This is a genomic window from Geothrix alkalitolerans (genome assembly GCF_022808885.1).
In the GTDB taxonomy this organism is placed as follows: Bacteria; Acidobacteriota; Holophagae; order Holophagales; family Holophagaceae; genus Geothrix; species Geothrix alkalitolerans.
Genome location: NZ_JAKZLE010000008.1, coordinates 72,497 through 97,903 on the forward strand (window position 1 = coordinate 72,497; position 25,407 = coordinate 97,903).

At 65.5% G+C, this 25,407-nt stretch carries 19 protein-coding genes; 8 read left to right on the plus strand and 11 right to left on the minus strand.

The features are described 5' to 3' along the window. Nucleotides 1–32 precede the first annotated feature (32 nt). Entirely contained in the window at nucleotides 33–1,163 is a 1,131-nt protein-coding gene (locus tag MLJ35_RS14705; RefSeq protein ID WP_243384950.1) for a hypothetical protein, read from the plus strand. 98 nt (nucleotides 1,164–1,261) lie between these two features. Here MLJ35_RS14705 and MLJ35_RS14710 read toward each other — a convergent pair whose 3' ends face one another. The 7 genes from MLJ35_RS14710 to MLJ35_RS14740 all read right to left on the minus strand — a co-directional run bounded on the left by MLJ35_RS14710 (nucleotide 1,262) and on the right by MLJ35_RS14740 (nucleotide 10,136). Continuing rightward, nucleotides 1,262–2,395: a glycosyltransferase family 4 protein gene (locus MLJ35_RS14710; protein WP_243384951.1), complete on the minus strand. Its 1,134-nt coding sequence runs from the start codon at nucleotides 2,393–2,395 to the stop codon at nucleotides 1,262–1,264. Next, nucleotides 2,395–3,429, minus strand: a complete 1,035-nt coding sequence (locus MLJ35_RS14715; RefSeq protein WP_420843049.1) for an SDR family oxidoreductase — start codon at nucleotides 3,427–3,429, stop codon at nucleotides 2,395–2,397. Before MLJ35_RS14715 ends, MLJ35_RS14710 begins: the two co-directional genes overlap by 1 nt. Next, a complete protein-coding gene (locus tag MLJ35_RS14720) occupies nucleotides 3,426–4,700 on the minus strand; it encodes a nucleotide sugar dehydrogenase (protein WP_243384953.1) in 1,275 nt (424 codons plus the stop codon). Before MLJ35_RS14720 ends, MLJ35_RS14715 begins: the two co-directional genes overlap by 4 nt. A 222-nt stretch (nucleotides 4,701–4,922) precedes the next feature. Continuing rightward, nucleotides 4,923–7,079, minus strand: a complete 2,157-nt coding sequence (locus MLJ35_RS14725; protein WP_275976574.1) for a glycosyltransferase — start codon at nucleotides 7,077–7,079, stop codon at nucleotides 4,923–4,925. Beyond that, the gene (locus MLJ35_RS14730; protein ID WP_243384955.1) at nucleotides 7,080–8,261 is read right to left on the minus strand and encodes a glycosyltransferase; all 1,182 of its coding nucleotides are present in this window, start codon (nucleotides 8,259–8,261) and stop codon (nucleotides 7,080–7,082) included. After that, nucleotides 8,258–9,022 (minus strand): DUF2334 domain-containing protein, encoded by a 765-nt coding sequence (locus tag MLJ35_RS14735; RefSeq protein WP_243384956.1) that lies wholly within the window; start codon nucleotides 9,020–9,022, stop codon nucleotides 8,258–8,260. The genes MLJ35_RS14730 and MLJ35_RS14735 overlap by 4 nt, the downstream gene beginning before the upstream one ends. Nucleotides 9,023–9,347: 325 nt before the next feature. Continuing rightward, nucleotides 9,348–10,136 carry a DUF2334 domain-containing protein gene (locus MLJ35_RS14740; protein WP_243384957.1) on the minus strand — a complete coding sequence of 263 codons (789 nt, stop codon included), beginning with the start codon at nucleotides 10,134–10,136 and terminating at the stop codon, nucleotides 9,348–9,350. Nucleotides 10,137–10,341: 205 nt separating this feature from the next. On the opposite strand from MLJ35_RS14740, the gene MLJ35_RS14745 reads away from it, so the two are divergent. From MLJ35_RS14745 to MLJ35_RS14770, 6 genes are all read left to right on the plus strand, one after another. Then, on the plus strand, nucleotides 10,342–11,475 hold the full coding sequence (locus MLJ35_RS14745; RefSeq protein ID WP_243384958.1) for a glycosyltransferase family 4 protein: 1,134 nt from the start codon (nucleotides 10,342–10,344) through the stop codon (nucleotides 11,473–11,475). Then, nucleotides 11,463–13,178 (plus strand): asparagine synthetase B family protein, encoded by a 1,716-nt coding sequence (locus tag MLJ35_RS14750; RefSeq protein ID WP_243384959.1) that lies wholly within the window; start codon nucleotides 11,463–11,465, stop codon nucleotides 13,176–13,178. Before MLJ35_RS14745 ends, MLJ35_RS14750 begins: the two co-directional genes overlap by 13 nt. A gap of 221 nt (nucleotides 13,179–13,399) precedes the next feature. Further along, nucleotides 13,400–14,776 (plus strand): murein biosynthesis integral membrane protein MurJ, encoded by a 1,377-nt coding sequence (murJ, locus tag MLJ35_RS14755; RefSeq protein ID WP_243384960.1) that lies wholly within the window; start codon nucleotides 13,400–13,402, stop codon nucleotides 14,774–14,776. Then, the gene (locus MLJ35_RS14760; protein WP_275976575.1) at nucleotides 14,769–15,941 is read left to right on the plus strand and encodes a CapA family protein; all 1,173 of its coding nucleotides are present in this window, start codon (nucleotides 14,769–14,771) and stop codon (nucleotides 15,939–15,941) included. The genes murJ and MLJ35_RS14760 overlap by 8 nt, the downstream gene beginning before the upstream one ends. A gap of 203 nt (nucleotides 15,942–16,144) precedes the next feature. After that, nucleotides 16,145–17,266 (plus strand): O-antigen ligase family protein, encoded by a 1,122-nt coding sequence (locus tag MLJ35_RS14765; RefSeq protein WP_243384962.1) that lies wholly within the window; start codon nucleotides 16,145–16,147, stop codon nucleotides 17,264–17,266. 20 nt (nucleotides 17,267–17,286) lie between these two features. Beyond that, a complete protein-coding gene (locus MLJ35_RS14770) occupies nucleotides 17,287–18,285 on the plus strand; it encodes an ATP-grasp domain-containing protein (RefSeq protein WP_243384963.1) in 999 nt (332 codons plus the stop codon). Between the two features lie 45 nt (nucleotides 18,286–18,330). On the opposite strand, the gene MLJ35_RS14775 is transcribed toward MLJ35_RS14770, so the two are convergent. Together MLJ35_RS14775 and MLJ35_RS14780 are read right to left on the minus strand one after the other, a co-directional pair. Beyond that, the gene (locus MLJ35_RS14775) at nucleotides 18,331–18,927 is read right to left on the minus strand and encodes a sugar transferase (protein ID WP_243384964.1); all 597 of its coding nucleotides are present in this window, start codon (nucleotides 18,925–18,927) and stop codon (nucleotides 18,331–18,333) included. 339 nt (nucleotides 18,928–19,266) lie between these two features. Then, on the minus strand, nucleotides 19,267–20,424 hold the full coding sequence (locus tag MLJ35_RS14780) for a DegT/DnrJ/EryC1/StrS family aminotransferase (protein ID WP_243384965.1): 1,158 nt from the start codon (nucleotides 20,422–20,424) through the stop codon (nucleotides 19,267–19,269). Nucleotides 20,425–20,576: 152 nt separating this feature from the next. On the opposite strand from MLJ35_RS14780, the gene MLJ35_RS14785 reads away from it, so the two are divergent. Then, nucleotides 20,577–21,755, plus strand: a complete 1,179-nt coding sequence (locus tag MLJ35_RS14785) for a right-handed parallel beta-helix repeat-containing protein (protein WP_243385022.1) — start codon at nucleotides 20,577–20,579, stop codon at nucleotides 21,753–21,755. 179 nt (nucleotides 21,756–21,934) lie between these two features. Here the strand turns inward: MLJ35_RS14785 and MLJ35_RS14790 are convergent, their stop codons facing one another. Then, the gene (locus tag MLJ35_RS14790; RefSeq protein WP_243384966.1) at nucleotides 21,935–23,890 is read right to left on the minus strand and encodes an immunoglobulin domain-containing protein; all 1,956 of its coding nucleotides are present in this window, start codon (nucleotides 23,888–23,890) and stop codon (nucleotides 21,935–21,937) included. A gap of 156 nt (nucleotides 23,891–24,046) precedes the next feature. After that, nucleotides 24,047–25,402, minus strand: a complete 1,356-nt coding sequence (locus MLJ35_RS14795) for a sigma-54-dependent transcriptional regulator (RefSeq protein WP_243384967.1) — start codon at nucleotides 25,400–25,402, stop codon at nucleotides 24,047–24,049. Nucleotides 25,403–25,407: the final 5 nt, after the last annotated feature.

Consider the following 25,407-nt stretch of genomic DNA (forward strand, 5'->3'; position numbering starts at 1 on the left):
TCAACTCATTCATTCAAACCATCAGGTGTGGCATGCACATTGAAATCACCCCCTATACGGCTGCACACGAAGAGGCCGTGCGGGCGTTCAACACACGACTCGCCGCGGCGAACCTCGACCCCAACCTGTATACCTTTCATTTCACGGAATCTCATGTTCCCAAGTGGCTGCCCAGGCGGGAGGGATTCGATCTGTACCAGGAATATTTCGTGGCTGTCGATGAACAAGGAGGCATGCACGGCGGTTACGGTTTGAAACATCAACCCTTTCTGGTGAAGGGGGAATATCTGGTCATGCAGGATTACCAGAACCCGATTTCCGAAGGCATTGCCGACCGAACCTACGCCATGATCGGGGCGAAATTGTACTGGGATGCCCTTCGCAGGCATCCTCACATGTGGGGGCTGGGCATTGGAGGCCTCCACATTCCCATGGCGAAATTCCTGCTTTCAGCCGGATGGCAGACGACCCCGGTCCCGTTCTGGTTCAGGGTCATCCATCCGGATGCCTTCCTGCGCAACATCACCATCTTGCGGAACACCCCCCTTCGGCGGATCGTCTTCGACGTCCTCAGGTTCAGTGGCCTGGGCTGGCTGGGCATCAAGATGCTCTTCGGCCTGAGACGCGGCCATCGTCCCTCGGCTGATGTGTCCTACGAGATGGTTCCCGAGTTCTCTGAATGGGCCGACGCCGTCTGGGACAGCTGTAAAAACGACTATTCACTGATCGCGGTGCGCGACCACCGGATCTTGAATGCCCTGTACCCAGCCACCAATCCGCGGTTCATACGCCTGAAGGTCATGCGGGACCGGCAGGTCGTGGGCTGGGCGGTACTGCTCAATACCCAGATGTCCGGGCACAAGCAATTTGGCGATATGCGCGTGGGCACCCTGGTCGATTGCCTCGCCAAGCCCGCCGATGCCCGGGATGTCGTCGCCTGCGCCAGGAAGGTCCTCGAAGATGGCGGGTCAGACCTGGTCATCTCGAACCAGGCCAGCCAGGCCTGGTGCCTGGCGTTGCGGACCACGGGCTTCCTGGAAGGCCCCTCGAACTTCCCGTTTTTCATGTCCCCCAAGCTGGCTGCCCTGCTTCAACCCCTTGAGGAGAGCGCCGCAAGCTTCCACCTCAATCGCGGCGACGGTGATGGACCTGTGCACCTCTAGAATGGACGATCAAGTCTCGGATCCCTCCGCGGGCCACGGGTGAGGGGCGCGAACCAGCAACCGCTGGTTGGCGGGAAGGACCAGGGGCTCTGGACGCGTCATGGGTGAACCGGGGCCAGTTCCATGAACGCCAGGATGTCCGCCGTCACCCGGCGGACATCGTAGGTCTCCTCGGCGATCCGCCGGCCCTCCGCCCCGAAGCGGGCGATCAAACTTCGGTCCGTGGCCAGCTTCGCCATGGCCTCGGCGAGCGCATCGCTGTTCCGCACCGGGACGAGGAAACCGTTGCTTCCATCCCGGACGGTGGCCCGGCATCCGGGGGCGTCCGTGGTGACGACGGCTCGTCCCATGGACATGGCCTCGAGCACGGAGCGGGGCGTCCCCTCCCCATAGGAAGGCAGCACCAGGACGTGGGCGGCGGCCAGGGCCGGGCGGACATCCCCGGTCTCGCCGAGGTACTCCACGATGCCTTCGCGGGTCCAGCCCTCCACCTGCCCGGCCTTGATCGCGTTCGGATTGCTGTCCAGGGGACCCAGGATCTGGAAGCGCGCCCCCAGGTGCCGGTCCGAGAGGGTCCGGCAAGCCTGGACGTACTCGTTCAGGCCCTTGTCCCGCAGCAGCCGTCCCACGAAGAGGAAGGTCACGGAGCCGGGGGGGAGCGGCGACTGGACATAGTGGTCCAGGTCCACGCCGGAGCCGTTGATGATCCGCCAGGGATGGCCCTCCGGCAGCATCCCCTCGTTCCGGAAGAAGGCGAGGTCGTCCTCGTTCTGGAACAGGACCCCCCGGCACTGGCGCAGGGCCCGCCGGTAGAAGGCCTTCACCAAGCGCCGGACCGCCCGCTCGCGGAGTCCCGTGGGGGTGCCCTGGAGCGTGGTTCCCCGGCCGGTGATCATGGCAAAGCGCTGGCGGACCCCCGCCTGGCGGGCGGCCAGCGTCCCGAAGGCCACGGCCTTCACCTCGTAGGCCAGGAGGGCCTCGAGGCGCAGGTGGCGGAACAGGTTCCGCAGGCGGACGAGGCTGGCCAGGTCCCGGAGGGGGTTCAGGCCGGTGCGGTCGAGGGTGATGGGAACGTAGGTGGCGCCGAGCGCCTCCAGGCTCGCCTGGATCCCGGCGGTGCCGCCGGGGGCGATGCCGTAGACCTCATGCCCCGCCCGGGCCATCTCCGAGATGAGGTGGCCGCGGAAGTTCACCAGGTCCCTCGCCTCGCCGCCCAGCACTCCGATCCGCATCAGAGCCGGGCCGCTTGGGCCGCGAACCAGGGGACCAGCTCATCCAGCCCCTGGGCCACGGAGTGGGTGGGCTCGTAGCCCAGGTGGGCCCGGATCTTGGAGAGGTCCGCCTGGGAATGCCGGATGTCGCCCTCGCGGGGCGGGCCGTACAGGGGGTCGCGCCGCTCGAACCCGGGATGCACGGCGGCGAGGCGCTCCACGATCATCCAGTAGAGGTTCGTCAGGGACGTGGTGCCGCCGTAGGAGACGTTGAAGACTTCGCCCAGGGCGCTCTCGGGGGCCACGCTGGCCAGGAGGTTGGCCTGGACGGCGTTGGCCACGAAGCAGAAGTCTCGGCTGGTGTCGCCGTCGCCGTGAATGGTGCAGGTCTCTCCGTCGGCCAGGGCCTGGAGCCACTTGGGCATGACCGCCGCGTAGGGCCCGTTGGGATTCTGGCGGGGACCGAAGACGTTGAAGTAGCGGAAGCCGAGGGTCTTGAATCCGTAGGTCCGGGCGAAGATGGCCGCGTACTGCTCCCCGATGACCTTGGTGAGGGCGTAGGGGGAAAGGGGATGCCCGGTGCGTTCCTCGACCTTCGGAAGCCCGGCATCATCCCCGTAGACGGAGCTGGAGGAGGCGTAGGCCATCCGCCGGACACCGGCGTCCCGGGCGGCCACGAGCATGTTCAGGAGGCCGTCCACGTTGGACTGGTGGCTGGCGATGGGATCCTTGATGGAGCGGGGCACGGAACCGAGCGCCGCCTGGTGGAGCACGACCTCGCTGCCTTCGCAGGCCTGCCGGCAGGTATCCAGATCCCGGGTGTCACCTTCGATGAAGGTGAACCGCGCCCACGAAGCCGGGGAAACCCCCTGGCGCACGTTCTCCAGGTTCCAGGGCCGCCCTGTGGAGAAGTTGTCGAGCCCGACCACGGTCTGGTCCAGCTCCAGGAGCTTCTGGAGGACGGATGAGCCGATGAACCCGGCCACGCCGGTCACGAGCCACCGCTTCGGGCGGGCCCGGAGGTCCTCGCAGAGCGCCAGGTACAGGCTCATCACAGGCTCCAGTAGGAGATGGGGTCGGGGAAGTCCGACGGCTGGAAGCAGGACTTCACGTCCACGACCACCGAAGTCGGCTTGAGGCAGGCGCGGAGGGAGGCGGGCCCGCCGTCGAGGAAGGCCTGGTGGCTGACGGCGAAGACCAGGGCATCGAGGTCATGGAAGGTGTCGAAGGGCGAGAGGCGGATCCCGTACTCCTCGTGGGTCGCCTCGTGGTCGGCCAGTGGATCATGCACCAGGGGATGGACCCCGAACTGGCGGAGCTCCTCGACGATGTCGGGCACCTTGCTGTTCCGGATGTCGTGCACGTTCTCCTTGAAGGTGAGGCCGAGGATGCCGACCTTCGCAGTCTTCACCGGGATCTGCTGCTGGATGAGCAGCTTCACGAGCTTCTGGGCCACGTAGGCGCCCATGGTGTCGTTGATGCGCCGGCCTGCGAGGATGACCTGCGGCTGATAGCCCAGCTCCTCGGCCTTGGTGGTGAGGTAGTAGGGATCCACGCCGATGCAGTGGCCGCCCACGAGGCCGGGGCTGAAGGGGAGGAAGTTCCACTTGGTGCGGGCCGCGGCCAGCACCTCCGCGGTGCGGATGCCCACCTTCTCGCAGATGATGGCCAGCTCGTTCATGAGCGCGATGTTGATGTCCCGCTGGGTGTTCTCGATGACCTTGGCGGTCTCGGCCACCTTGATGGAGCTGGCCTGGTGGATGCCCGCGCGGATGACGGCCCCGTAGACGCCGGCGATGGTCCGGAGGGAGGCCTCGTCCTGGCCGGACACCACCTTCACGATCTGGTCCACGGTGTGGACCTTGTCACCTGGGTTGATGCGCTCCGGCGAGTAGCCCAGCTTGAAGTCCACGCCGCTCTTGAGCCCCGAGTGTTTCTCCAGCACGGGGCCGCAGATCTCCTCCGTCACGCCGGGGAAGACCGTGGATTCGTACACCACGATGGCACCCGGACCGATCACCTTGCCCACGGTCTCGCTGGCCTTGAGCATGGGCGTGAGATCGGGGCGGTTCCAGCCGTCGATGGGCGTGGGCACGGCCACGATGATGAAGTCGCAGCCCCGCATGTCCTCGGGGTCCGCCGTCATCTTCAGCGTTGTGCCGCGGAGGGCTGCCGGGTCCGCCTCCTTGGTGCGGTCCACGCCGCCCTTGAGTTCCGCGACCTTCTCGGCGTGGATGTCGAACCCCACTGTGCCGGGGAACTTCTTCGCCAGCTCCAATGCGAGGGGAAGTCCGACATATCCGAGACCCACGACTGCGATGCGCATGATGCTCCACTCCCGGTGAGCTAGATGGTTGATCTTTCGAGGCGTCCAATGGTCGGTGCGACGAGGCGATTATTTCTCAATCGGATGCTGGTGGCTAATGGATTTTTGATGAGCTCTTGGATAATCAGGTCCCCTGTCCGTGGATCTCCTGGCTCCGGCCGGAGCAGTAGGCGTACGTCCCGTCCGAGAGGTCCGTGCATTCGCGGGTGCGAGGGACCAGTGTCATCCGCGACCTCCCCCGACGACTTCGTGGAAGGGTGGGTGCGGCAGGCCGGTGCGGGTCCGGGCCGCCAGCTCGCCCATGGTCATGGGCACCACGCCGTAGCGGTCCCGGAGTGCCACATGGCACCGCAGCAGCTCTTCGAGGTTGGCCAGGTTTTCCTGAAGCCGGATTCCGAAATTGTGGGGGTGCCACCAGAGGTGGAAGCTCTCCCCGGCCCGGGCCGCCGCGGTCATGGCCGTCTTGATGCGCCGGAGACGCAGGCCCTCCAGGTGTTCCAGGCGGGGGTGGATGGGGCGCAGGAAGCGGCTGGAGGGGCAGTTGACCAGGCCGGCCTCTTCCCCGGGGATGAACCCGTTGGAGCCCGAGAGATTGACATAGTGGTCCACCAGGCGCGCCATGCGCCGGGGGGCGGAGTTCCCCTCGTCCTGTGACCCTCGGTACATCCAGGCCTTCTCGTTGCCGCGGAAGCAGGTGAATCCGGCCTCGGCGCAAACGGGCAGGTAGTCCGAGTTGTACTGGTTCCGGGGGAACACGAAGCTGACGGGTTGGACCGTGAGGCGCTGGATGGCGGCGATGGATGCCTCCAGGTCTGCCCGGAACTGGGCCTTGGTCTGCCCCTTCTCGAGACAGTAGAAATGGGAGAACGTGTGGCTGCCGAGCTCCTGGCCCTCGCAGTCGAGGATCTGGCGGGCCATGGAGAGACCGTAGTGGTAGGGGTCGGAGCGCTCATCCGCTCCGATCTCATCCAGGGCCAGGTAGGGGTTCAATCCCTCGCGGTCGTAGGTGGGTCGCAGGTCGGGCAAGTACTCGAGGAGCTCCTCGCGGCGATCGAAGAGCGACATGCCCACCGCTGCCCAGGTGGCCTTGATGCCATACCGCCTGAACAATCCCAGCATGGCCGGGATGGCTTCGCGTTCCCCCAGGATGTGGTCCCCGTAGGTCTGGATGGATTGCTTGTCGCGGAGGCCCCAGAGGAGCTCGAAGTCCAAGGAGATGACAAAGGCGGGTGCCTGCTTGGGCAGGAGCTTCCGGGTCGTCGCCGAGGTATGGCGGACCAGGTCCTCCCACCGCTCGATGATGCGTTCCTGGTCGTAGCGGGTGACCATGTGTTCCCGGCCGACCTCACCCATCCGGTCACGCACGGGGGCATCCAGGACCATCACGGCCAGCATCTGGTTCGCCAGCGCCTCCGGATCGCGCGGGGGAACGATCCACCCAGAGCGGCCCGGGGCGACCAGTTCCCGGACTCCACCGACATCCGTCGCCACGACAGGAAGGCCTGATGCCAGTGCCTCCATCACGGCATTGGGAAGGCCTTCCCAGGCCGAAGAAAGCACGAAGGCATCCGCCGCCTTCATGAGCCTCGCCACGTCGGCGCGCTTCCCGAGGAAGCGCACGACCTGTCCCACCCCGCGCCTCTCCGCCTCCGCCCGGAGGGCGTCGATCTGCTCACCCCCTCCCGCGATGTGCAGGCGGAACCGGGGGTTGGCCGCTGCGCACAGCGCCGCCGCCTCGAGCATGGTGGGGTAGTCCTTCGCCGGATTGAGGGTTCCGACGGCGAGCCACAGAAAGGCCTCCGGAGCGACTCCGAGGTCGGCCCTCACCTCTTCCCGGGGAACGGGTGAGGGATAATCCGAGGTGAACATCCCATTCGGAATCACCAGAGTCTTCCTCGGCGTGAGGACCTTCCGCGAGACCATGTAATTGATTCCCGCCTGGGAGTTCGAGACGGTCAGATCAATCAGCGGTTCCGTGAACCGGTAGACCTTCTCGCGAAGCGAGGTCTTGGTGAAGGCGGTCCGGAGGGAGCCGATGATGACCGGGACGCCCGCCAATCGGCCGCACACGCGGCCCATGACGTCGGAATGGTAGCTGAAGCAGATCAGCACCGAAGGCTTCCAGGCGCGCAGGTGCCGGAGGAGCCGCAGCGTCATGCGAATCGGAATGAGTGGATGGTCCTTGGGCATTCGGTGGAGCTCGCAGGACAGGTGGGGGATGCCATCGGCCTGGAGCTCCTCCTCGAAATCACCGCCGGGAAAGAGAGAGAGGATGCCCACCTTCCACCCCCTTCGGTGAAGGGATGTGCAGATCCGGACCAGTTGGGTTTCGGCTCCCCCACGGCCCAATTGATCGGTGAGAAACACGATGTCGTACATTCAGGCACCGGCGGGGAAAGGACGGGTCGATGGGACGCGGCGCAGGGAGGCCAGCGCGGCCTCCGTGCGGCGGACGAGAATCTCGGTGCTGAACTCCGAGCACATTCGCGCGCGCTGGGCCATGCCCTTCTCGGTTCGGGATGCTGGGGGTTCCCCCAGGAGGCGGGAGATGGCCGCTGCCAGCGCCTGATCATCGCCAGGGTCCACCACAGCCTCAGGGTCGCCCACCAGGCGCTCGGAATCGCCCGCCCGCGTCGAGACACAGGGGATGCCGCAAGCCATGGCCTCTCCCAGGACGTTGGGAAAGCCCTCGTCGGTCGAGGACAGGGCGAGAACCGTCAGGGCGTTGTAGACGGCGGGCATGTCTGTGCATGCACCTGGCCACAGGACGCTGTCGCGGAGGCCGAGGGACTCAGCCTGCCGCTTCAGGGTCTCCGAATAGGCCGACGGCCCGCTTCCCACACAGACGAAGCGGGCTTCAGGCCAATCCTGGACGATCCGCGCAGCCGCCCGCAGGAAGGTTGGGTGGTCCTTCACCGGCTCCAGACGGCCCACGATGCCGATGAGCGGCGCCTCCGCGGACAGGTTCCAGGCCCGGCGTTGCTCCAGGCCGCTGGGCAGGGCCGGCGCGAACCGGATGACATCGAATCCGTTGGGGATGACCAACATCCGGGGCCCCCGCATGCCCATGGCTTGGTGACTGGCCTGCCCCGCCTCAGAGTTGAAGATGATCAGATCCGTGAACCGGGACAGGCGCGCCGAGATCCTGAGCAGCCACCGGGAGCGGCCATCCAACAGCGAAACGTCGCTGCTGGTGCGGCGGATGCCCCAGGCCACGGGCCTGCCGAGCAGGCGCCCCAGCAGCAGGGCCGGCAGATTGGCGTCCATGTACCCATGGAGAACGTCCGGCTGGATCCGCCTCAGCAGGGCCAGCAGGCGGGGAAGCGCGGTCAGGTATCCGGCACCGCCCCTCCGTTTGTGGAGGCAATGCCAGGTGCTCTCCGGGATCCCCTCCGTCTCGCCCCACAGGTGGTTCTCGCCGTGTGCCTCGGGGCCATAGAACACCACGACGTGGACCTCGAACCGGCGCTTGTCCATCCCCCGCACTAGCTCGCACAGCTGACGCTCGGCCCCGTGCGCGATCAGGGAAGGGATGAGGAACGCGACGCGGGTCCGGATCACGACGCCCCCCTCGTCCGTGGCCTCCGGGCCATGGTGAGGATCTTCCGCGAGAGGCCCACCATCCGGTCCAGCGGGGAGAGGCGGCGGCCGCCAAGGGCCCTCGCCTCGTCGAGGGAGATCATTCTCGGTCCCAGCTGCTCTACCCGCTTCTCGAAGCGGGTCATCTCTCCGCCAGAGAGAAGACCGAGGTGGTAGCAGAAGGTCCACACCCCCCAGGGCATGGGCCGCATCATCGCGTACTGCTGGGGAATCCACACGGTCCCCTGGTTGTCCTGATAGGGACCGAAGGCCATGCCATCGCTGATGGTCCAGACCCCGAGCTCCCTCAGCGCGGCCACGGTGACCAGATCGAAGGAATGGGAAGGCGCGATCCATGCGTCTGGCCGGACCCCTTCGCGGGCGAAGATCTCCAGGCCGAGTTTCAGCTTGCGAAGCTGTTCCTCGTAGGGAAGGCCGGCGAATTCGCTCTTCGACGGGAAACCCAGGATGCCCGACTCGGAATTCACACTGAGGTGCTGGTACCCGTGGAGGCCAATGGCCCATCCCCGCGCCTGCCAGCCACGCACCCGATCCCAGAAGTCGGGCGCCGGCGGATCGACCATCAGCTTCGGATCCTGATTGTCGGGAACCACCGCCAGGATCGGCTTCACCCCCTGTGCGACCAGGATCTCTTCGACGGCATTCCAGGTCGACCAATCCATGGTCGGGCAGATGTCGTCGAAGCGGAGCAGGTAGCGTGGGCCGTCGAAGTGGATGCTCATCGAGGGAGCTCCGGCAGGCTGGATGGGGAGGAAGTCCCTTGGGGGGAGGCCAGGCCAGGCCTGTTCGGCATCCCGGGGCAGGGATTGGCCGCTGAACCGTGTCGAGATTCAGGCCCGGCTGGCTGCCCGGCGGGCCGAGCGAGATTCCGGGGCCTCTCGGAGGAGGTCCAAGACCGCCGAGGCCCGGGCCTTCCGTCGCATAAGCCCCGCCTGGGATCCGGGTTGAACCGGGAGACGTCCCAGCCGTTCGGGATGATCTGCCTGCGCCGCGCGGCGCCGCAGGCCGCCAGAGCATTGATGAGAAACAGCACACGGGGTTTCCGGCTCATTGGGCCATTGCCCTTCGTTCCCGCAGGCGCCGCCGGGCGGTCCAGAGAGGCCCCATGATGCGGTGAGTCCAGAAGAACTCTGAAAACCCGCGCCAACGGTCGGACAGAGAGAGCCTCCGCCCCGCGTAGTCCTGGAGCACGGAGGGGACATCCGTCAGGCGAGATGCATAGGTTCGGAGGGATTCGACAAACATCTCCAGCCGCTGCGGGGTCCAGTGGTTGTGGTGGTTGCACACGGTCCAGATGCCCGCGGACCTGGGCTGGAAATCCCAAAGCTGCTGGGGTATCCAGGTGATGCCGTTGGCCTCGGTGAAAGGCCGTGGCCAAAGGCCGTCACTGATGCGGGTCAAGCCGAGGTCCGCGAGGATCTCCACGGTGGTGCGGTCGAAGGAATGGGAAGGCGCCACCCAGGCTTCGGCGCGGACGCCCTGCTGATCGAAGATCGCCAGCCCGGATCTCAGCTTGGCCTCCTGTTCCGCTCGCGGAAGACCGGCAAACTCGCTCTGAGGGGTCAGCTTCAACATCCCAGGGTTCCTGTTCACGTAGACGTGCTGGTACCCGTGGATCGCGATGGTGTAGCCCATGGCTTGCCAGCGGCGGACACGGGCCCAGAAGTCCGCCCGGGGGGGGTCGACCATCAGTTTGCGATCGCGGTTATCGGGCACCACCGCCAGGATGGGCTTCACCCCGAACTGCACCAGACGAGCCTCGATGGCCTCCCACATGGCCCAGTTCATGGTCGGACAGATGTCGTCGAAACGCACCAAGTAGCGGCTATCGGTCATGCGGATCGTCTCCTTCACCACGGATTCGATGGCCAAGACGGAAGCGGCAATCGGTTGGGAAGGCTGCCGATGTCCATAGAACAGGATTCTCCAACAAGACTTCATCTACAATACATTCAGATGTCAAAAATCGATAGAATGTCGTTTCATGATCGTGTCTATCCCTGGCACTCCCCCATCACCCCCCGCGCGAGGTAAGGAACCCATGAAGATCTGCTTTTTCATCTGGGGCCTTCGAGCCGCCGGTGCGGAGCGGGTGCTCTCCTTTCTCGCGAATGACTGGTCGGCGGGGGGAAGGCGGGTCGTGGTCCTGACCATGGAGGATGAGGGGAAGGCGCCTTTCTACCACCTGGGCCGCGCCATCGAGGTGCGGCCCCTGAACCTCCTGGGAGAAAGCCACAACCTGCTCTCCGGGCTCGTCAACAACCTCCGCCGGCTCCGCAGCATTCGCAAGGCGATCCGCGAGGAACAGCCCGACGTGCTGATCGCCTTCATCGACAAGGCCAACATCCTGGCGGTCCTGGCGTCTCGAGGCCTGGGCATCCCCGTCATCATCTCGGAGCGCACCGATCCCTCCAGGCGATCGCTCGGATGGCGCTGGGGTCTCCTGCGCGATCTGGCCTACCCCCGAGCCGACACCGTCGTCTTCCAGTCGCAAGCCGTGCTGGAGTGGTTTCCCGCCGGGGTCCGCCGAAAAGGAGTGGTCATTCCCAACCCGGTGCCCCCGCCACCACCCATTCAGGGGGGAGATCCCGGGAACGCGTCACCCCACCGCCTTGTGGCCATCGGAAGGTTGTTCCCCGTCAAGGGGTTCGATCTCCTCCTGCGGGCTTTCGCCCTGATCCGGGAGCGGGCGCCTGGGTGGACGCTGGAGATCTGGGGCGAGGGGCCTGAACGAAAGGCGCTGGAGGCCCAGGTCCTGAGCCTGGGCCTGTCCGGGTGCATCCGCCTTCCGGGCCTGACCGAGGATCCCTACGCGGTCCTGCGCGGGGCGGACCTGTTTGTCATGCCCTCCCGCGCCGAAGGGTTCCCGAATGCCCTGGCGGAGGCGATGGCCTGCGGCCTTCCTGTGGTGTGCACGGATTTCGGGGGCGCTGCGCGGGAGATCATTCTGGACGGCGTGAATGGGCGCCTGGTGCCGCCCGAGGATCCCTCGGCCCTGGCCGAGGCCCTGGTCGCCCTGATGTCGGACCCCGCGGGCCGGGCACGCCTCTCGGCACGAGCCGGCGAGGTGGTGCAGCGGTTTTCGGGCGAGCGGGTCCTGGCCCTGTGGGAGAGCGCCATCCAGCAGGCCAGAGGCCGGAAGGTCGCCGCGGGAGGTATCGCATGTCCAATGTGATCTTTGCCTGTTGGCGTGGCCCCCAGGGCGCGCTCAGCGAGGGTGACCTGAGGCGTGTGGCGGACCGGATCACGCCCTCCAACGTGGCCGGCCACCCCCATCAGGTGGCGATGGGGACCCTGGAGGGACTGTGCCTCACGGGCCCGGTGGGGGCGGCCACGGCGAGGGAAACCTCGGCTCATCTGGGAGCCTTCGCGGGTTCGTGGCCGGCTTGGCACGAGCCCGGGTCCCCGGTGCCGGATGGAACCTTCGCTCTGGTCCGATCCGATGGCGGGCGGGTGGAGCTGTGCAGCGATTTCGCGGGATCCAGGACGCTCTGGTACGTCCTCACGGAGACCCGCTTTCTCGCCTCGACGTCCCAGCGTGCGCTGGTCGCTCTCATGGAAGGCCTGGAGTTCAACCGGGTGGCCTTCGCGTGGTTCCTGTCGTCGAGCACGCTCGGCCCTTCGGACGGCTGGGACCGGCGCATTCACCGCCTGCCCCAGAACGCCCGCCTGGTGCTGGACCGCCAGCGGTGGACCCTGGACCTTCGCACCACCCCAATCGAGTTCAGCCCCAGGCCGATGAACGCCGCGGCCTGCCGGGAGGAGCTGCTGGGGATCATGCGGGCGGCCATCCAGCGATTCGACTTCACCTCCGCGCGCTGGGCCCTGCCCCTGTCGGGAGGGTATGACAGCCGGTTCATCCTAGGGGTCCTGGTGGAAGCCGGGGTTCGGCCTCCCACCATGACCTGGGGACTTGCGTCCTCCCTCCACCAGCCAGGCAACGATGCCTTCATCGCCCGGAGGATCGCCTCGCACTATGGCCTCGCCCACGACTACCTGCTCTCGGAGCGATCGGAGGATCCGCCTGCGGCGGTCGTGGATCAGTTCCTGGCCGCCAGCGGGGGTGCCACCGACCAGCTCTTTCCCTACCTGGATGGCCTGCGCATGTGGGCTTCCTTCGCGGCGAGCGGAATCTCAGGGGTGATCCGGGGTGATGAGGGCTTCGGCTGGATCCCTGTGAGGACTGTGCAGCACGCGAGAACCTCCGTGGGCCTGACCATGCTGAGGGATTTCCTGACGGAAGCCGAGGCCGAGGAACTCGCGGATGGCGCGCAGCGCCTCCCGGAGCCGCTGGAACACCGGGCCGGCGAGTCCATCCCCGCCTACCGGGACCGCCTCTACCATGGCCACCGGATTCCCGTTGGCCTCGCCGCATTGAATGACGTGAAGGCGCCCTTCGTGGAGATCGCGAGCCCGCTCCTGTCTCGCGAGGTGCTCTCCTTCGTCCGCCAGATGCCCGACGACCTGCGCACCAGCAAGGCGGCATTCAGCCAGATCGCGAAGGCCGCAGGCCCGCCGGTGCCCTATGCGACCATGGGTGCCGACGACGACCGCAGCGACTTCATCCATTCGGAACCCTACCTGCGCTGGCTCCGTGAGGAACTCGAAAGCGGGACCGTCGAAGGCCTCCTGCCAGCTTTCTGGAGGGCCCGCCTCCTGGGCCATCTTTCGGAGACTGCCTTTACGCCGACCTCCAGCCGGACGGTGAGGGCTGCCTTCAAGCGGGTCATCCCTACCTCCTGGATCCGGGCCGTCAAAGCGCGGATGGGGCCTGAGCTTCCGTCGTGGGGGTTCCTCGCGCTTCGCACGGGGCTCGCCAGCCGCCTGGTGCGCCTGCTCGAATCGGATGCCAAGGCGATGAGAGAGGCCTCTCGATGAACCTTCGGGCCAGATGGGAAACGTTTTTGGGGAAAAACATGTAAATAATCGAATTGTAAAATGTTATTAACACGCGGATGCCTTGACAGGAAACGAGAACATGGAACCATGACGAAAACCAGTGGAACTGGTCAGCTGGCTGAGCATTCGACGGGGTTCGTCACCCTGCCGAATCAGAACCTGAGATCCCTGAGACGCCCAATCTAGAGGTGGATTCCTACATGGTGGTGGTCGCATTGCGACGAGTCTGGGCCCGCCTCCCCTTGATCGCGGCCAACCGGGGTGTGTTGCGGGCGGTGCTGACCGTCGGGTTCTTCGCGGTGGGCGTCAAGGTGGTGTCCGTCGTGAAGGAATCGGTGGTCGCGGCCGCCTTCGGAACGTCTAACGCCCTCGACGCCTTCGTGATCGCCACCCTGGCGCCCTCGGTGGCCGTCAGCCTCATCTCCAATTCCCTCAATGCCGCCCTGATCCCCACCTACATCGAGGTCCGGACCAAGGAGGGGTCCGCCTCGGCCGGGCGTCTCTATGCCACGGTGCTGCTGCTCAATCTCGCGCTGCTGACAGTGCTCTCCCTGGGGGTGGCCCTGACCTCCCCCCGGTGGCTGCCCGTCATCGCCTCGGGGTACTCCCCCGAGAAGCTGGCCCTGGCTCAGCAGCTGGTCTACTGGTCCATGCCCATGGTGGTGGCAACGGGGTTGTCCACGACTTGGGGGGCGATCCTCAATGCGCACGAGAAGTTCGGCGTCGTGGCCATGGCTCCGGCGCTGAATCCGCTCGCGATCCTGGTCGCCCTGGCGGTGGCCTACAAGGCCTGGGGCATTGGCGCCCTGGTGGCCGGAACCCTTCTCGGAGCCGCCTTGGAGGCGGGAGTGGTCGGCGCCAGCCTGTTTCGGAGAGGGCACTCCCTCCTACCCCACTGGCATGGGATGACAGGGCATGTCAGGACTGTCCTCGCGCAGTATGGGGCCACCATCAGCGGGGCCTTCTTGATCACCTCCATGTCGCTGGTGGACCAGGGCATGGCTTCGATGCTCGGCCCCGGGAGCAACAGCGCACTGAGCTATGGGATGAAGATCCCCACGGCCTTCGCCGGCCTGGGCATGGCGGCCCTGGGAACCGCGGTGCTTCCGCGGTTCTCGCAGTTCGCGAGCGAGGAAAACTGGCTGGAATTCCGGCGGACCCTCTGGAAGTACCTGCTCATCGTGGGGGCCCTGAGCATCCTCGGGGCCTGCCTGCTCGCGGCCGGGTCCACCCTGATCACGACCATCCTGTACGAGCGGGGCAGGTTCTCGGCCCAAGATACCGGACTCGTGTCCCGTATCCAGTTGTTCTACCTGCTGCGCCTGCCGATCCCGATCACCGCGACCTTGCTGGTGCGGGCCCTCAATGCCATGCGCGCCAACCAGATCCTGGCCGCGATCGCGGTCCTGCAGGCGATCCTGAACGCGGTCCTCGACTGGGTCTTCATGCAGCGGATGGGTGCTCCGGGGATCGCAGCCTCCTCCCTGGGGGTCTCCCTGGTGGCCTTCACCTGTGTCTCGGTGTCCGTCTGGTGGCTGCTGGACAAGCGGTGCAAAGGAGTCGCGAGCCATGGCTGAAGGGGGCGTACGGATCTTCGTCGGCGGTGACATCTGCCCGATCGGGCGCATGTCCGGTCCCTTTGGCAGGGGCGAATCCGAGCTCATCTTCGGGGATGTACTCGACCTCATCCGCGGATGCGACTTCGCGGTGGCGAACCTGGAGTGTCCGCTCGCCGAGGGGGGCCGTCGGCCGGTGCCGAAATCCGGACCCAACCTCCGCGCGCTTCCCGAGTCGGCGGAGACCCTGCGTCGGAGCGGGTTCGGCGCCGTAGGACTCGCCAACAACCACATCATGGATTTCGGGGCGGCCGGCCTGAAGGACACCCTGACCGCCTGTGCTTCGGCGGATCTCGACATCTTCGGAGCCGGCATGACCTTGTCGGAGGCCCGCAAGCCCCTCATCGTCACGCGGAAGGGTCTCCGCATCGCCTTCCTGGCCGTGGCGGAGGATGAACGCTGCCTGGCGACGAGCTCGCGTCCGGGGGCGAACCCGGCGGACCCGATCTGGGTGGTCCGCACCCTGGCCGAGCATCGGCATCAATTCGATCGGCTGGTGGTCCTCCTGCATGGGGGAAACGAAGGCTTCCCGTACCCGGCGCCCTGGTTGAGGGAGGCCTGCCGGTTCATGGTGGAGCAGGGGGCCGATGTCGTGGTCTGCCAGCACTCCCACTGTGTCGGCTCCATGGAGGTCCATCAAGGCGGAACGATCCTCTATGGCCAGGGAAACTTCATCTTCGATTACGCCGATCATGGTCCGCTGGGCGGCCAGGGGCTGGGGTTGGTCATCACCTTCCACGAGGGACAACCCGCGCAGGTGTCACTGCATCCGATCGAGCAGGTTGCCGGTGGGGGTGGCATCCGGCGGCCCTCCGAACGGGAGGCCCAGGCCCTCCTTGAGACGTTGCGGATCCAATCAGACGTGCTGGGGGACCCGGAACGGTACAGCCAGGTGTGGAACGCCTTCTGTGACCAGCGGCGCGCTGGGTTCCTGACGCGGCTATTCGGGTTTGGAAGATGGCTCCAGCGATTGAACCGTCGCGGTTGGCTGTTCCGCCACTTGACCCAGGCTGATCTGCTCAGGATCTACAACCTGGTCAGCTGCGAAAGCCACCGGAGCGCCCTTCGGACCTCCCTCGATCACCTGATTGATCGGACGATTCCGCCGGAGGAGGGCCGAGGATGACGGAACGCCGCGCGACCGGGTTCCCAGAACCGGGCCCAGCCCGATCCTGGGCCACAGAGCTGCTCCAGGATGGGGGGGAGCAGAACTATGAATTGCGCGGGACCTGGGCCTTCGTGACCTGGGGGACGATGGTTACCATCGCCCTCGTTCCCTTCACGAACGTATTCGTTCCGATGACGAGCCGTCAGTATTCGATGATGAGCGTGACCCAGCTGTTCTTCTGGGTCTGTCTCCTGCTCTCGCCGAGGGTCCTCAGGCGGGGGTTTTCACCCGTGCTCGCCTGGTTGGGGGTCCTGTTCGGCACCCGGTACGTCTACGGTTCACTGCTTTCGACCCTCCCGGCGCAGATGACCGATTCGACCCGCAACATGATTCGGCCCCTGCTCTGGGCCTGGATCCTGGCAGCCGTCATGAGGGATGACCGGCTGAGGAAGCGGGCCTGCGACGTCTTCGTTCTGGGTTGTGCCCTGGCGGGAATCCTCCATCTGATGGGCATCGGGACCGCGGCCCCGATCGTCGAAGCGCTCGGGGAGCAGCGCATCTCAGCCTTCGAGCAGAACGCGAACGTGCTTGGCGTCATCTACGCAACGGCCTTCGTCATCGCCATCGCCCGGGTGATCCAACCCCGCACGGGCTACGGATGGGCGACGCGGCTGCTGTTCCTCGGGGCGGGAATCATCGTGGTCCTGGGCCTTCTCCTGACAGGTTCGCGCACGGCGGCCCTCTTCGCCGCCATCGGAGTCGTGACGGTAGTGGCCATCGAGACGCGGCGTGCGCGATGGTCCCTGCCCGCGGTTCTGGTGTCGATGATCTTCATGGGCCTGGTCGTGGGCGGAGGCCTGGCCAAATCGATCATCGAGAAGCGGTCTGAACGCGTGGTGAGCGCCGACATCAGCGGCGAGGACCGAGCCCGGATGGCGCCGGTGCTCATCGAGCAGTTCCTCCGCTCCCCGCTGTATGGCTTGGGTCCCGAGAATTACCGTGTGGAACTTGGGCATCGGTCCAGGACCGGGGACTCCGACGTCGGCATCGTGGCCCACAATCAGATGGCCATGTTCGCGGTGGAAATGGGACTCTTCGGCCTCATTCCGTTCCTGATCATGTGCGGCCTGCTCCTCAGCCAGGCCTGGCGTGTCCGTGCGATGGAGGGGGGCCTGCCCTTCGCCCTGGCCCTTCCCTGCGTCATCACGGCCTGCACCACCGCGAACATCGTCTTTCATTGGCATTTCTACTTCATCGTGGGGCTGGTGTCGGGTGCCCATGGCGCTCACCGGATGCTCCAGGCCTCACGCCAGGAATCCCCTGCCATGGAGGGCGAGCCATGATCGTCGGATTGAGTGGTCGGATGCGCCGGACTCCCGCGAATTGGCGAGGGGAGTTCGAAAAAGCCTGCGCTGCGCTAGGCCTGGAGGCGCGCGACGTGCCGGTGGATGGCCATGCCTGGATGGAGGCGGTGAAAGGCGTGGATCTCTTCGTATGGCGCCCGACCATGGCCGACCCGAGCGAAATGGCGGAGATCCGGACCAAGATCCCACTCATCGAGGCGATGGGAATCCCCTGTTTCCCCAATTCCCTCATGCTCTGGCTCTACGACGACAAGATCCGGGAGACGTTGTTCCTGAAGGCCCACGGCCATCCGGTACCGGAGACCTTCATCAGCTTCAACGAGGAGGAAGCACGAAGGTTTTTGGAGGAGGCGATCTACCCGTTGATCACCAAGACGCACATGGGCGCCTCGGCGAGCGGTGTGGTCTGCCTGCGGAATCGTGCGGAGGCCCAGGCGCTGCTGAAGGGCATCTTCCGGCCCCAGAGCCTCATGGAAAAGGCGATGGCGAAGTACCATTACATGCCGCGCCTGGAGAAAGGGGACCTCCTGCTGGCGAGGAAGCTCCGGTACCAGGACGCCTGTCCCAGGTACATCTACGCCCAGGAATTCATCAAGGCCGATTCGGACTGGCGCATCACGACCCTGGGCAGCGATCTCCTGTCGGTCTTCGTCCGGAGGAACCGGCCCGATGATTTCCGGGCCAGCGGAAGCGGCTTGTGGGAGATGGTCGAGCCTGAGGACCTGCCCGCGGAGGCCTGCGATCTCGCCCTGGAGATCAGCAACCGGCATGGTTTCACCTCCATGGCCTACGACTTCATGCGGGGGCCGAAGGGCTGGGTCATCGGAGAGATCTCCATGACCTTCGTGTTGAACGATGTCTACACCACCACGCTGTTCCGCCGAACTCCGTCGGGGTATGCCAGGCAGGCGCCGATCCCCATCGGAGTCATGCACCTGTCCGCCCTGATGGAAGCCAGGGAGCGGGGAACGGCGATCCCGCATTGGCCCATGACCTGAGGGGACGATCCGGGGCGCATCAATCCGGTTGGATGCGAACCGAAGTCAGACCCGCTTGGGGGCGAGGAGGCCGAGGGTGGCCAGGATCACCTTGAGGTTTCGCCAGACGCCCGCCTTCGCGGCATAGTCGAGGTTGATCCGGATCTTGTCGGGAAGGATCGTCCCGATGTAGTGGGCTTCCGGATCCTCGTGGCCCTCCAGCAGATCGCTTTCGTTCCGGTAGGCGATCGAGGCCAGGTCGGTGATGCCTGGCCGGAGGTCCAGCACCCGCCGCTGGGCTTCGGTGTAGAGCGCGACGAACCGCGGGACTTCGGGCCGGGGGCCCACGAAGCCCATCTCACCGGTGACCACGTTGATCAGCTGCGGGAGCTCGTCGAGTTTCCAGCGCCGCAGCCACGCGCCCGTCCGCGTCACCCGGGGGTCTCCGCTCACGGTGAGGGGGCGCCCGATGCGATCCGCGCCGACGACCATCGTGCGAAATTTCCAGATCCGGAACAGACGCCCCTTCCGCCCCACCCGCACCTGCCGGTAGAAGACCGGGGGGCCATCCACGAGCCTGATGAGGGCTGCGAGGAGGAGCAGTCCGGGAGAGAGGAGGATCAGCCCGAGGATCGCGCCCAGGAAGTCGAAAAGCCGTGTCATGGTCAGGGCCTGTCTTCAAAGTGGATGCGAGCCGCGATGGGTCCAGCCGCGTGATCCAGGAAGGCGGCGGCCGCAGGGCGATGCGGGACATCGTTCAAGGCCACCAACGCACCTGGGCGCGCGGCTGGGCCCGTCCCCCTCTCCCTATCGCAGGCCCCAGGCGGGGCCTGCTCCTGCCCGGCGTTCCGCCGGGCAGAGGGCGGAACCGGCGAGGGGCGGCGCCCGGCGCGATACTGCGTCAAGCTCCTCGTCAATAGTGCCGCTATTGCCATCGTCGCTTTCCTTGTCTCGCTTGGGCGGCGCCCCTCGCGCGGCCACACCCCACTTTGAAGACAGGCCCTAGGCCTGGTTCGAACCGAGGAGGTCCTCCAGGGCCTCGCAGACGTCTGAGACATCCTGATCAGTCATCCCTGGATGCAGGGGGAGGCTCAGCATCCGGCTGAAGGCGTCCGCGGCCACGGGGCAATCCTCGGCCCGGTAGCCGTACTTCTCCCGGTAGTACGGGTGCATGTGCACCGGGAGGTAGTGCACCGAGGTCCCGATGTTGCGTGCCTTGAGGCCTTCGATGAGGGCGTTCCGGTCGATCCTGAGCTGATCCGGCCGCAGGCGGAGCACGTAGAGGTGCCAGCTCGACTCCACCTCCGGGCGCTCGACGGGGAGCTCCAGGCAGGCGAGCCGCCCAAGCCGATCCCCGTAGGCGGCCACCACCTCCCGCCGCCGCCGCTGGAACCCCTGCAGCCGGTCCAGCTGATGGAGGCCGAGCGCCGCCTGGATATCCGTCATGTTGTACTTGAACCCCGGAAGGACAACCTCGTAGTACCAGGAGCCGCTCCGGTCGAAGCGCTTCCACGCGTCGCGGTTCATCCCGTGATGGCCGTAGACGCGTGCCTTCTCGACCAGCACCACGTCCCCCGTCAGGCAGCCGCCCTCCGAGGTGGTGATGTTCTTGGTGGCGTAGAAGCTGAAGGCCGCGAGATTCGACCGGGAGCCCACCAGGCGGCCCCGGTAGCGGGCGGAGATGGCGTGGGCGGCGTCCTCCAAGACCTGGAGGCCATGGCGGTCGGCCAGCGCGAAGATGGCGTCCAGATCCGCTGGGTGCCCGGCGTAATGGACCGGGAGGATGGCCTTCGTCCGGGGCGTGACGGCCCGGGCCGCAGCCTCCGGGTCCAGGTTGAGGGTGTCCGGAGACACGTCCACGAGGATCGGCTTCGCCCCGACGTGTTCGACCACGTTCGCCGTGGCGCAGAAGGTCATGGAGGGGACGAGCACCTCGTCCCCGGGCCCGACACCCAGGGCCAGCAGGCCCACATGGAGGCCCGCCGTGCAGGAATTGAGGCCCACCACGGCCGGCGCGCCGAAGTAGCCCTTCAGCTTGCTCTCGAACGCCTTGGTCTTCGGACCCGTGGTGATCCAGTCGGACCTCAGCGTGTCCATCACCTCGTCGCGCTCTTCGTTCCCGATGGCAGGCGGGCTGAAGGGCAGGAATACATCCCTCATAAAATCCCCATAGAATGCGGTTTAAGTATCGGATTATTCTGGCTCCGTGCATAGATAAATAAGGCAATCTAGACCAGGAACCAGACTTGATGGGTTCCCGGGGCGGAGCTACCATGCGCACAGACACGCCACAGGTCGCCGCCGTGCATGCGATGAACGTTCCTTCTCTCCTGCTCCGAGTCCTGCTGGCTGGGCTTCTAGGTGCCAGCAGCGCCACTGCGGGCGAACCCAGTCGACGAACCGCAGGCCCCCCTGGCCAAGGGTGTGCGCCCCCCCCGAGATCCGCCCAGGTCATCAACGTCCGGGGTGGTCGGGGAGGGGCCCGGGGCGACGGGATCACCGACGATACCCAGGCCATCCAACGGGCCGTGGACGTGGTGGCCGGCACGGGTGGGACCGTGAGCATCCCGAAGGGGACCTACCTTGTCAACGCGCTGGTGTCGGTGCGCCTGAGGAGCGACATGACGCTGGCCCTTGCGCCCGGGGCCGTGCTGAAGGCCATCCCGAATGGTTCGGCGCATTCCGCCATCCTCCTGGTCTCCAGGGCGGAACGGGTGACCATCACCGGCGGCACGCTCCTGGGAGAACGGGCGGGCCACACCGGCCAGGGGGGTGAGTGGGGCCACGGGCTGTCCCTCGCGCAGGCCCGGCAGGTGGTGGTGGCGGGAGTCACTGCCAAGGAGTGCTGGGGAGACGGTTTTTATGTGTCCTCCAGCCGTGAGGTGACTTTCTGCGGCGTGATCGCGGACCACAACCGGCGCCAGGGGATGTCGATCACCAGTGGGAAGGGCATCGTGGTCCGGGACTCCACCTTCAAGAACACCGCCGGCACCCTTCCGGAGGACGGCCTGGACATCGAGCCCAACGCCGGCGACACGGTGGACGACGTCCTCATCACGGGTTGCACGTTCGCGGACAACGCCGGGTACGGACTCGAGATCGGCGTGCCCCAGGCGCACACGGGCCGGGCCTGGATCTCTCACGTCGTGGTGGATGGCAGTACCAGCACGGGCAATGGGGCGCACACGCTCAGCCCCTCGCCACGCGCCGGCATCGAGGTCTCCAATTGTGCCGAAGTGCGGATCACCAACAATCGGGTGGTGAAGAACGGCCTTGGCATCCTCCTGCGGAATGGGGCGGACCGCTGCACCGTGACCGGGAACGCCATCACGGGCAATGCCGGGGACGGCATCCTCCAGTACCTTTGCAAGGGGAACACCATCAGCGGAAACACCGTGACGGGCAACCTGGGCCGGGGGATCAACTCTTCCGACTCGTCCGTGGAGGGCGTCTCTCGCAACACCTTGTCGGGGAACGGACAGCCGCCCTGACCGTGCCCAGGGCGGACCTGGGGCCCTGCTGCTCCCTGCGGTGCGGCAAATGGAAGGCCGCCGCATCTGCGCCCGCCGCGATCCGCAACACTGGAACGTCTTTCCGTACGCAGCAACTCCTTGGTCATCTGGCGGAACAACTGCACCGCGATGACCAAGGAGGCTGGCTCCCGACTTGCCTAGAAACTCAAGTCGTTGATGAGGGCCTGATCATAGGCATCAAGCCCACCCACGCGACATCCGGCGTTCGCCTTCACGTAGTTGGCTCCATCCAGGGCGCTGGTCGCCGTGATCCGGGCCGCGGTGGGAACGGGGAAAGGAGAGGACATGTTGTTGCCGATGCTGGACCCATCCTTTGAGAAGTTTCCGCTCGAGTAGCACTGGGCCGGAGCGCCACTGCTCGTGTCGACGTGAACGGCGGCCGTATTGCCCGGATTGACCGCGTTATACATGTAGTTCCCGAGCACATTGGCCTTCGCGCCCCAGTAGATTTCAATGCCGTAGTTGGATGAGTACTTCCATCCGACGTTGTTGATGACTTCCGCGCAGACCCCAGGAGCGGCGGTTCCATTGGCGTCGTCCCAACCGATGGCAGGGATGCGGTAGTAGCCGTTCGAAATCAGGTTGTGGTAGAAGGTGATGTTGTAATTCCCACCACCGATCAGGCAGGGATAGTTGGGACTCCCGGGCATCCCCGCTCCGATGATGCAGTTCTGGATCGTGAAGTCATGGTTCCCGTGCCAGATGTCGATCCCTTCATCGCCGTAGTTCGAGAAGGAGCAGTGATCGATCACCACGTTGTAGTTGTTTGGCTGGAATTGGATGCCCTCACCATTGCTTCCGGCGATTCCGCAGCGATTCCGTATCCCCTTGACAATAATATTGTTGCAGCTGGAGAACACCATCTGGTAACCGGTGAAGGTGATGCCCGGAGCTGGGGCTGAAGTCCCGTCAACAGTGACATTGGAGCAGGAATTGAAGTTGATGGGACTCGATACGGGAAGCGTCCCCGCCACGTCGAACACGATGGTCCGGTTTGAACCTGCCGCGGCGCGGAAGCTTCCAGGCCCCGAGTCGTTGAGGTTGGTGACGTGGACCACCTGCTGCCCAGCGCCACCGGTGGTGGCGTAGCCGAACCCGGCCCACCCCGTCTGGACACCATTCACGGCGTTCACCGTGAGCGTCGCCGCGCTGGAGGTCACGCTGCCAGAGGCGTTGGTCACCACCACGGTGAACGCTGCGCCGCTGTCCGCCGTGCTGGTGGCCGGCGTGGTGTAGCTGGCGGAGGTGGCGCCGCTGATCGCGGTCCCATTCTTGCTCCACTGATAGCTCAGAGTGGCGGTGCCGGTGGCGACCACGCTGAAGGTGGCCGTTTGGCCCGCGTTCACGGCAATGCTCAGGGGCTGGGTCGTGATGGAGGGCGGCGCGGAAGGCGTGAGGGTTCCCTGCACCGTGACGGTGGTGGATCCGCTTACGCTGGCGTTGGATGTGTTGGTGGCCACAGCCTTGATCGTGTGCGTGCCGCCGGTTGCCGGGGCCGTGTAGAGCATGTGGGCCCCGTCACCGTTGGGCGTGAGGGCGCCAACCGTGGCATTGCCGTTGGAGACGTTATCCACGAACCAGGTGATCGTCTGGCTTTCGGAGCCAGACACCGCGGCGTAGTAGGCCTGGGTGGCACCGGTGCTGATGGTCGCGCCGGCAGGGCTCAGCGTCACGGTGGCGGTATTGGTGGCTTTGCGGACATGCACCTGGGTCTTGGCAGACTTGGTGGTGTCCATGACGCTGGTGGCGGCCAGCACGTAGTTGCCTTCGGTCGTGGGGGCCGTGTAAGTGACGGTGTTTCCACTGCCGGCGATCGTACCCACATCGCTGCTGCCGTTCGGGATGCCGTCTACCGTCCAGGTCACGGCCATGTTGGTGGCGCCCTTGACCTGGGCCGTGACGGGCACGGTGTCGCTGGCAGTGATATCGGCTGGGACACCGACCAGGGCGACAGTCACGGCATCCGCCGGGGCAGTCGCGCCTGCATTTCCTGAACCATTGCTGCCACCACCTCCGGAGCAGGCAGCCGTCAGAATCAGCATTCCGACAATGGCCGTCCCCTGAAGCGCGGTGAAAAATTTTCTGACCTGCATTAGAACCTCCGCAGCTAACGAACAGCAACGGAGGTGCCACCCCGAACCACCCGGATCACAACTTGTTAAATCGCGTGTTGCAAGGATTAATAACAACAAACCAACGCAGGCGCGATCCCCCTGGAAAGGGTCAAGTCTGAACGTTGGATCTGGATTCTAGAATCTGGACGGTTCATGCCCGTAAGTCTTGAGTTTTTGGTAGAGGGTGCTTCGAGGGATATTGAGTCGCTTGGCAGCCCGGTCCACATGGCCCCCCTCTTCATGGAGGATCTGGATGATGTAGTGCTGCTCCATCTCCTTCAGGGTCAAGTTGGTGGGCCCCACGGATCCCTTGCCGTCCGGGCTGGAGGCGAAATCCAGGTCCAGCGCTTCGATCGTGGAAGACTTGGCGCCCATCAAGGCCCTCTCCAAGACGTTGCGCAGCTCGCGGATGTTCCCCGGCCAGGCATGATGCTTGAGCTTCATCAGCGCGCCCTGGGAGAGACGCATCTGCTCCCGGCCGCAATCATGGGTCAGCCGGTTCAGGAGGATCTGACCGAAGGCGGGGATGTCCTCGGCACGCTCGCGCAATGGGGGCACGTGGATCTGAATGGCGCTGATGCGGTAGAAGAGGTCCGAGCGGAAGAGCTGCTCCTGGACGAGCCGATCCAGCGGCTGATGGGTGGCAGCGATCAAGCGGAAATCCACTTTCCGGTCCTGGAGCCCTCCCAGTCGGCGGAAGCGTTTTTCTTCCAGTGCTTTAAGAACTTTCGGCTGGATCTGCAGGTCCATGTCCCCGATTTCATCCAGGAACACAGTCCCGCGGTGGGCGGCTTCAAGCAGGCCGACCTTGACCCCGACCGCCCCCGTGAAGGCCCCCTTCTCGTGCCCAAAGAGCTCTGACTCCAGGAAATCCTTGCTGAGTCCTCCACAATTGAGCTCCAGCATCGGCTCTGAAGCCCTGGAACTGTTCCGGTGGATCCACCGGGCCAGCTCGCTCTTTCCCGTGCCCGTCTCGCCCAGGATGAGGATGGGGCTCTCGGTCGCAGCCGCGAGGCGGGAATGCCCCTCCAGCTCATGGATGGCAGGACTCTCCCCGATGAAGGGATCGACCGCGCGCTGGGGTTGGTCCGCCGAGTCGCGAGCCAGCTGCTTTCGGCGGTTCTTCTGGTTTTCAAGCGCCCGCTCGATCACCACAAGAAGCGCAGGAAGATCCAGGGGCTTCACCAGGAATTGCTCGGCGCCAAGCTGGATGGCCCGAACGGCGAGTTCGATGCTCGCATACCCGGTGAGAAGGATGATGGGGACTCCGGCATCGATGGCCTTGAGCTTCGGAAGCAGCTCGATGGCGTTCCCGTCCGGCAGCGAGTAATCCAGCGTGACGGCATCGTAAACGTCCGCGCGGTACCTGATCTCCGCTTCAGCGCAGGTCTCCGCCTCATCCACCGTGAAGCCGCGGAGCTCCAGGTAATCCCGAATCGCAAAGACAATGACTTCGTCATCGTCCACGACCAGAATCTTCGCCTTCGCCATGGAAC

Coding starts and splice junctions, on each gene's coding strand:
- murJ (WP_243384960.1), top strand. CDS start 13,400: ATGGTGGTGGTCGCATTGCGACGAGTCTGGGCCCGCCTCCCCTTGATC.
- MLJ35_RS14745 (WP_243384958.1), top strand. CDS start 10,342: ATGAAGATCTGCTTTTTCATCTGGGGCCTTCGAGCCGCCGGTGCGGAG.
- MLJ35_RS14780 (WP_243384965.1), bottom strand. CDS start 20,424: ATGAGGGATGTATTCCTGCCCTTCAGCCCGCCTGCCATCGGGAACGAA.
- MLJ35_RS14710 (WP_243384951.1), bottom strand. CDS start 2,395: ATGCGGATCGGAGTGCTGGGCGGCGAGGCGAGGGACCTGGTGAACTTC.
- MLJ35_RS14770 (WP_243384963.1), top strand. CDS start 17,287: ATGCGCCGGACTCCCGCGAATTGGCGAGGGGAGTTCGAAAAAGCCTGC.
- MLJ35_RS14705 (WP_243384950.1), top strand. CDS start 33: ATGCACATTGAAATCACCCCCTATACGGCTGCACACGAAGAGGCCGTG.
- MLJ35_RS14735 (WP_243384956.1), bottom strand. CDS start 9,022: ATGAGCATCCACTTCGACGGCCCACGCTACCTGCTCCGCTTCGACGAC.
- MLJ35_RS14725 (WP_275976574.1), bottom strand. CDS start 7,079: ATGTACGACATCGTGTTTCTCACCGATCAATTGGGCCGTGGGGGAGCC.
- MLJ35_RS14785 (WP_243385022.1), top strand. CDS start 20,577: ATGAACGTTCCTTCTCTCCTGCTCCGAGTCCTGCTGGCTGGGCTTCTA.
- MLJ35_RS14740 (WP_243384957.1), bottom strand. CDS start 10,136: ATGACCGATAGCCGCTACTTGGTGCGTTTCGACGACATCTGTCCGACC.
- MLJ35_RS14760 (WP_275976575.1), top strand. CDS start 14,769: ATGGCTGAAGGGGGCGTACGGATCTTCGTCGGCGGTGACATCTGCCCG.
- MLJ35_RS14720 (WP_243384953.1), bottom strand. CDS start 4,700: ATGCGCATCGCAGTCGTGGGTCTCGGATATGTCGGACTTCCCCTCGCA.
- MLJ35_RS14750 (WP_243384959.1), top strand. CDS start 11,463: ATGTCCAATGTGATCTTTGCCTGTTGGCGTGGCCCCCAGGGCGCGCTC.
- MLJ35_RS14795 (WP_243384967.1), bottom strand. CDS start 25,402: ATGGCGAAGGCGAAGATTCTGGTCGTGGACGATGACGAAGTCATTGTC.
- MLJ35_RS14790 (WP_243384966.1), bottom strand. CDS start 23,890: ATGCAGGTCAGAAAATTTTTCACCGCGCTTCAGGGGACGGCCATTGTC.
- MLJ35_RS14775 (WP_243384964.1), bottom strand. CDS start 18,927: ATGACACGGCTTTTCGACTTCCTGGGCGCGATCCTCGGGCTGATCCTC.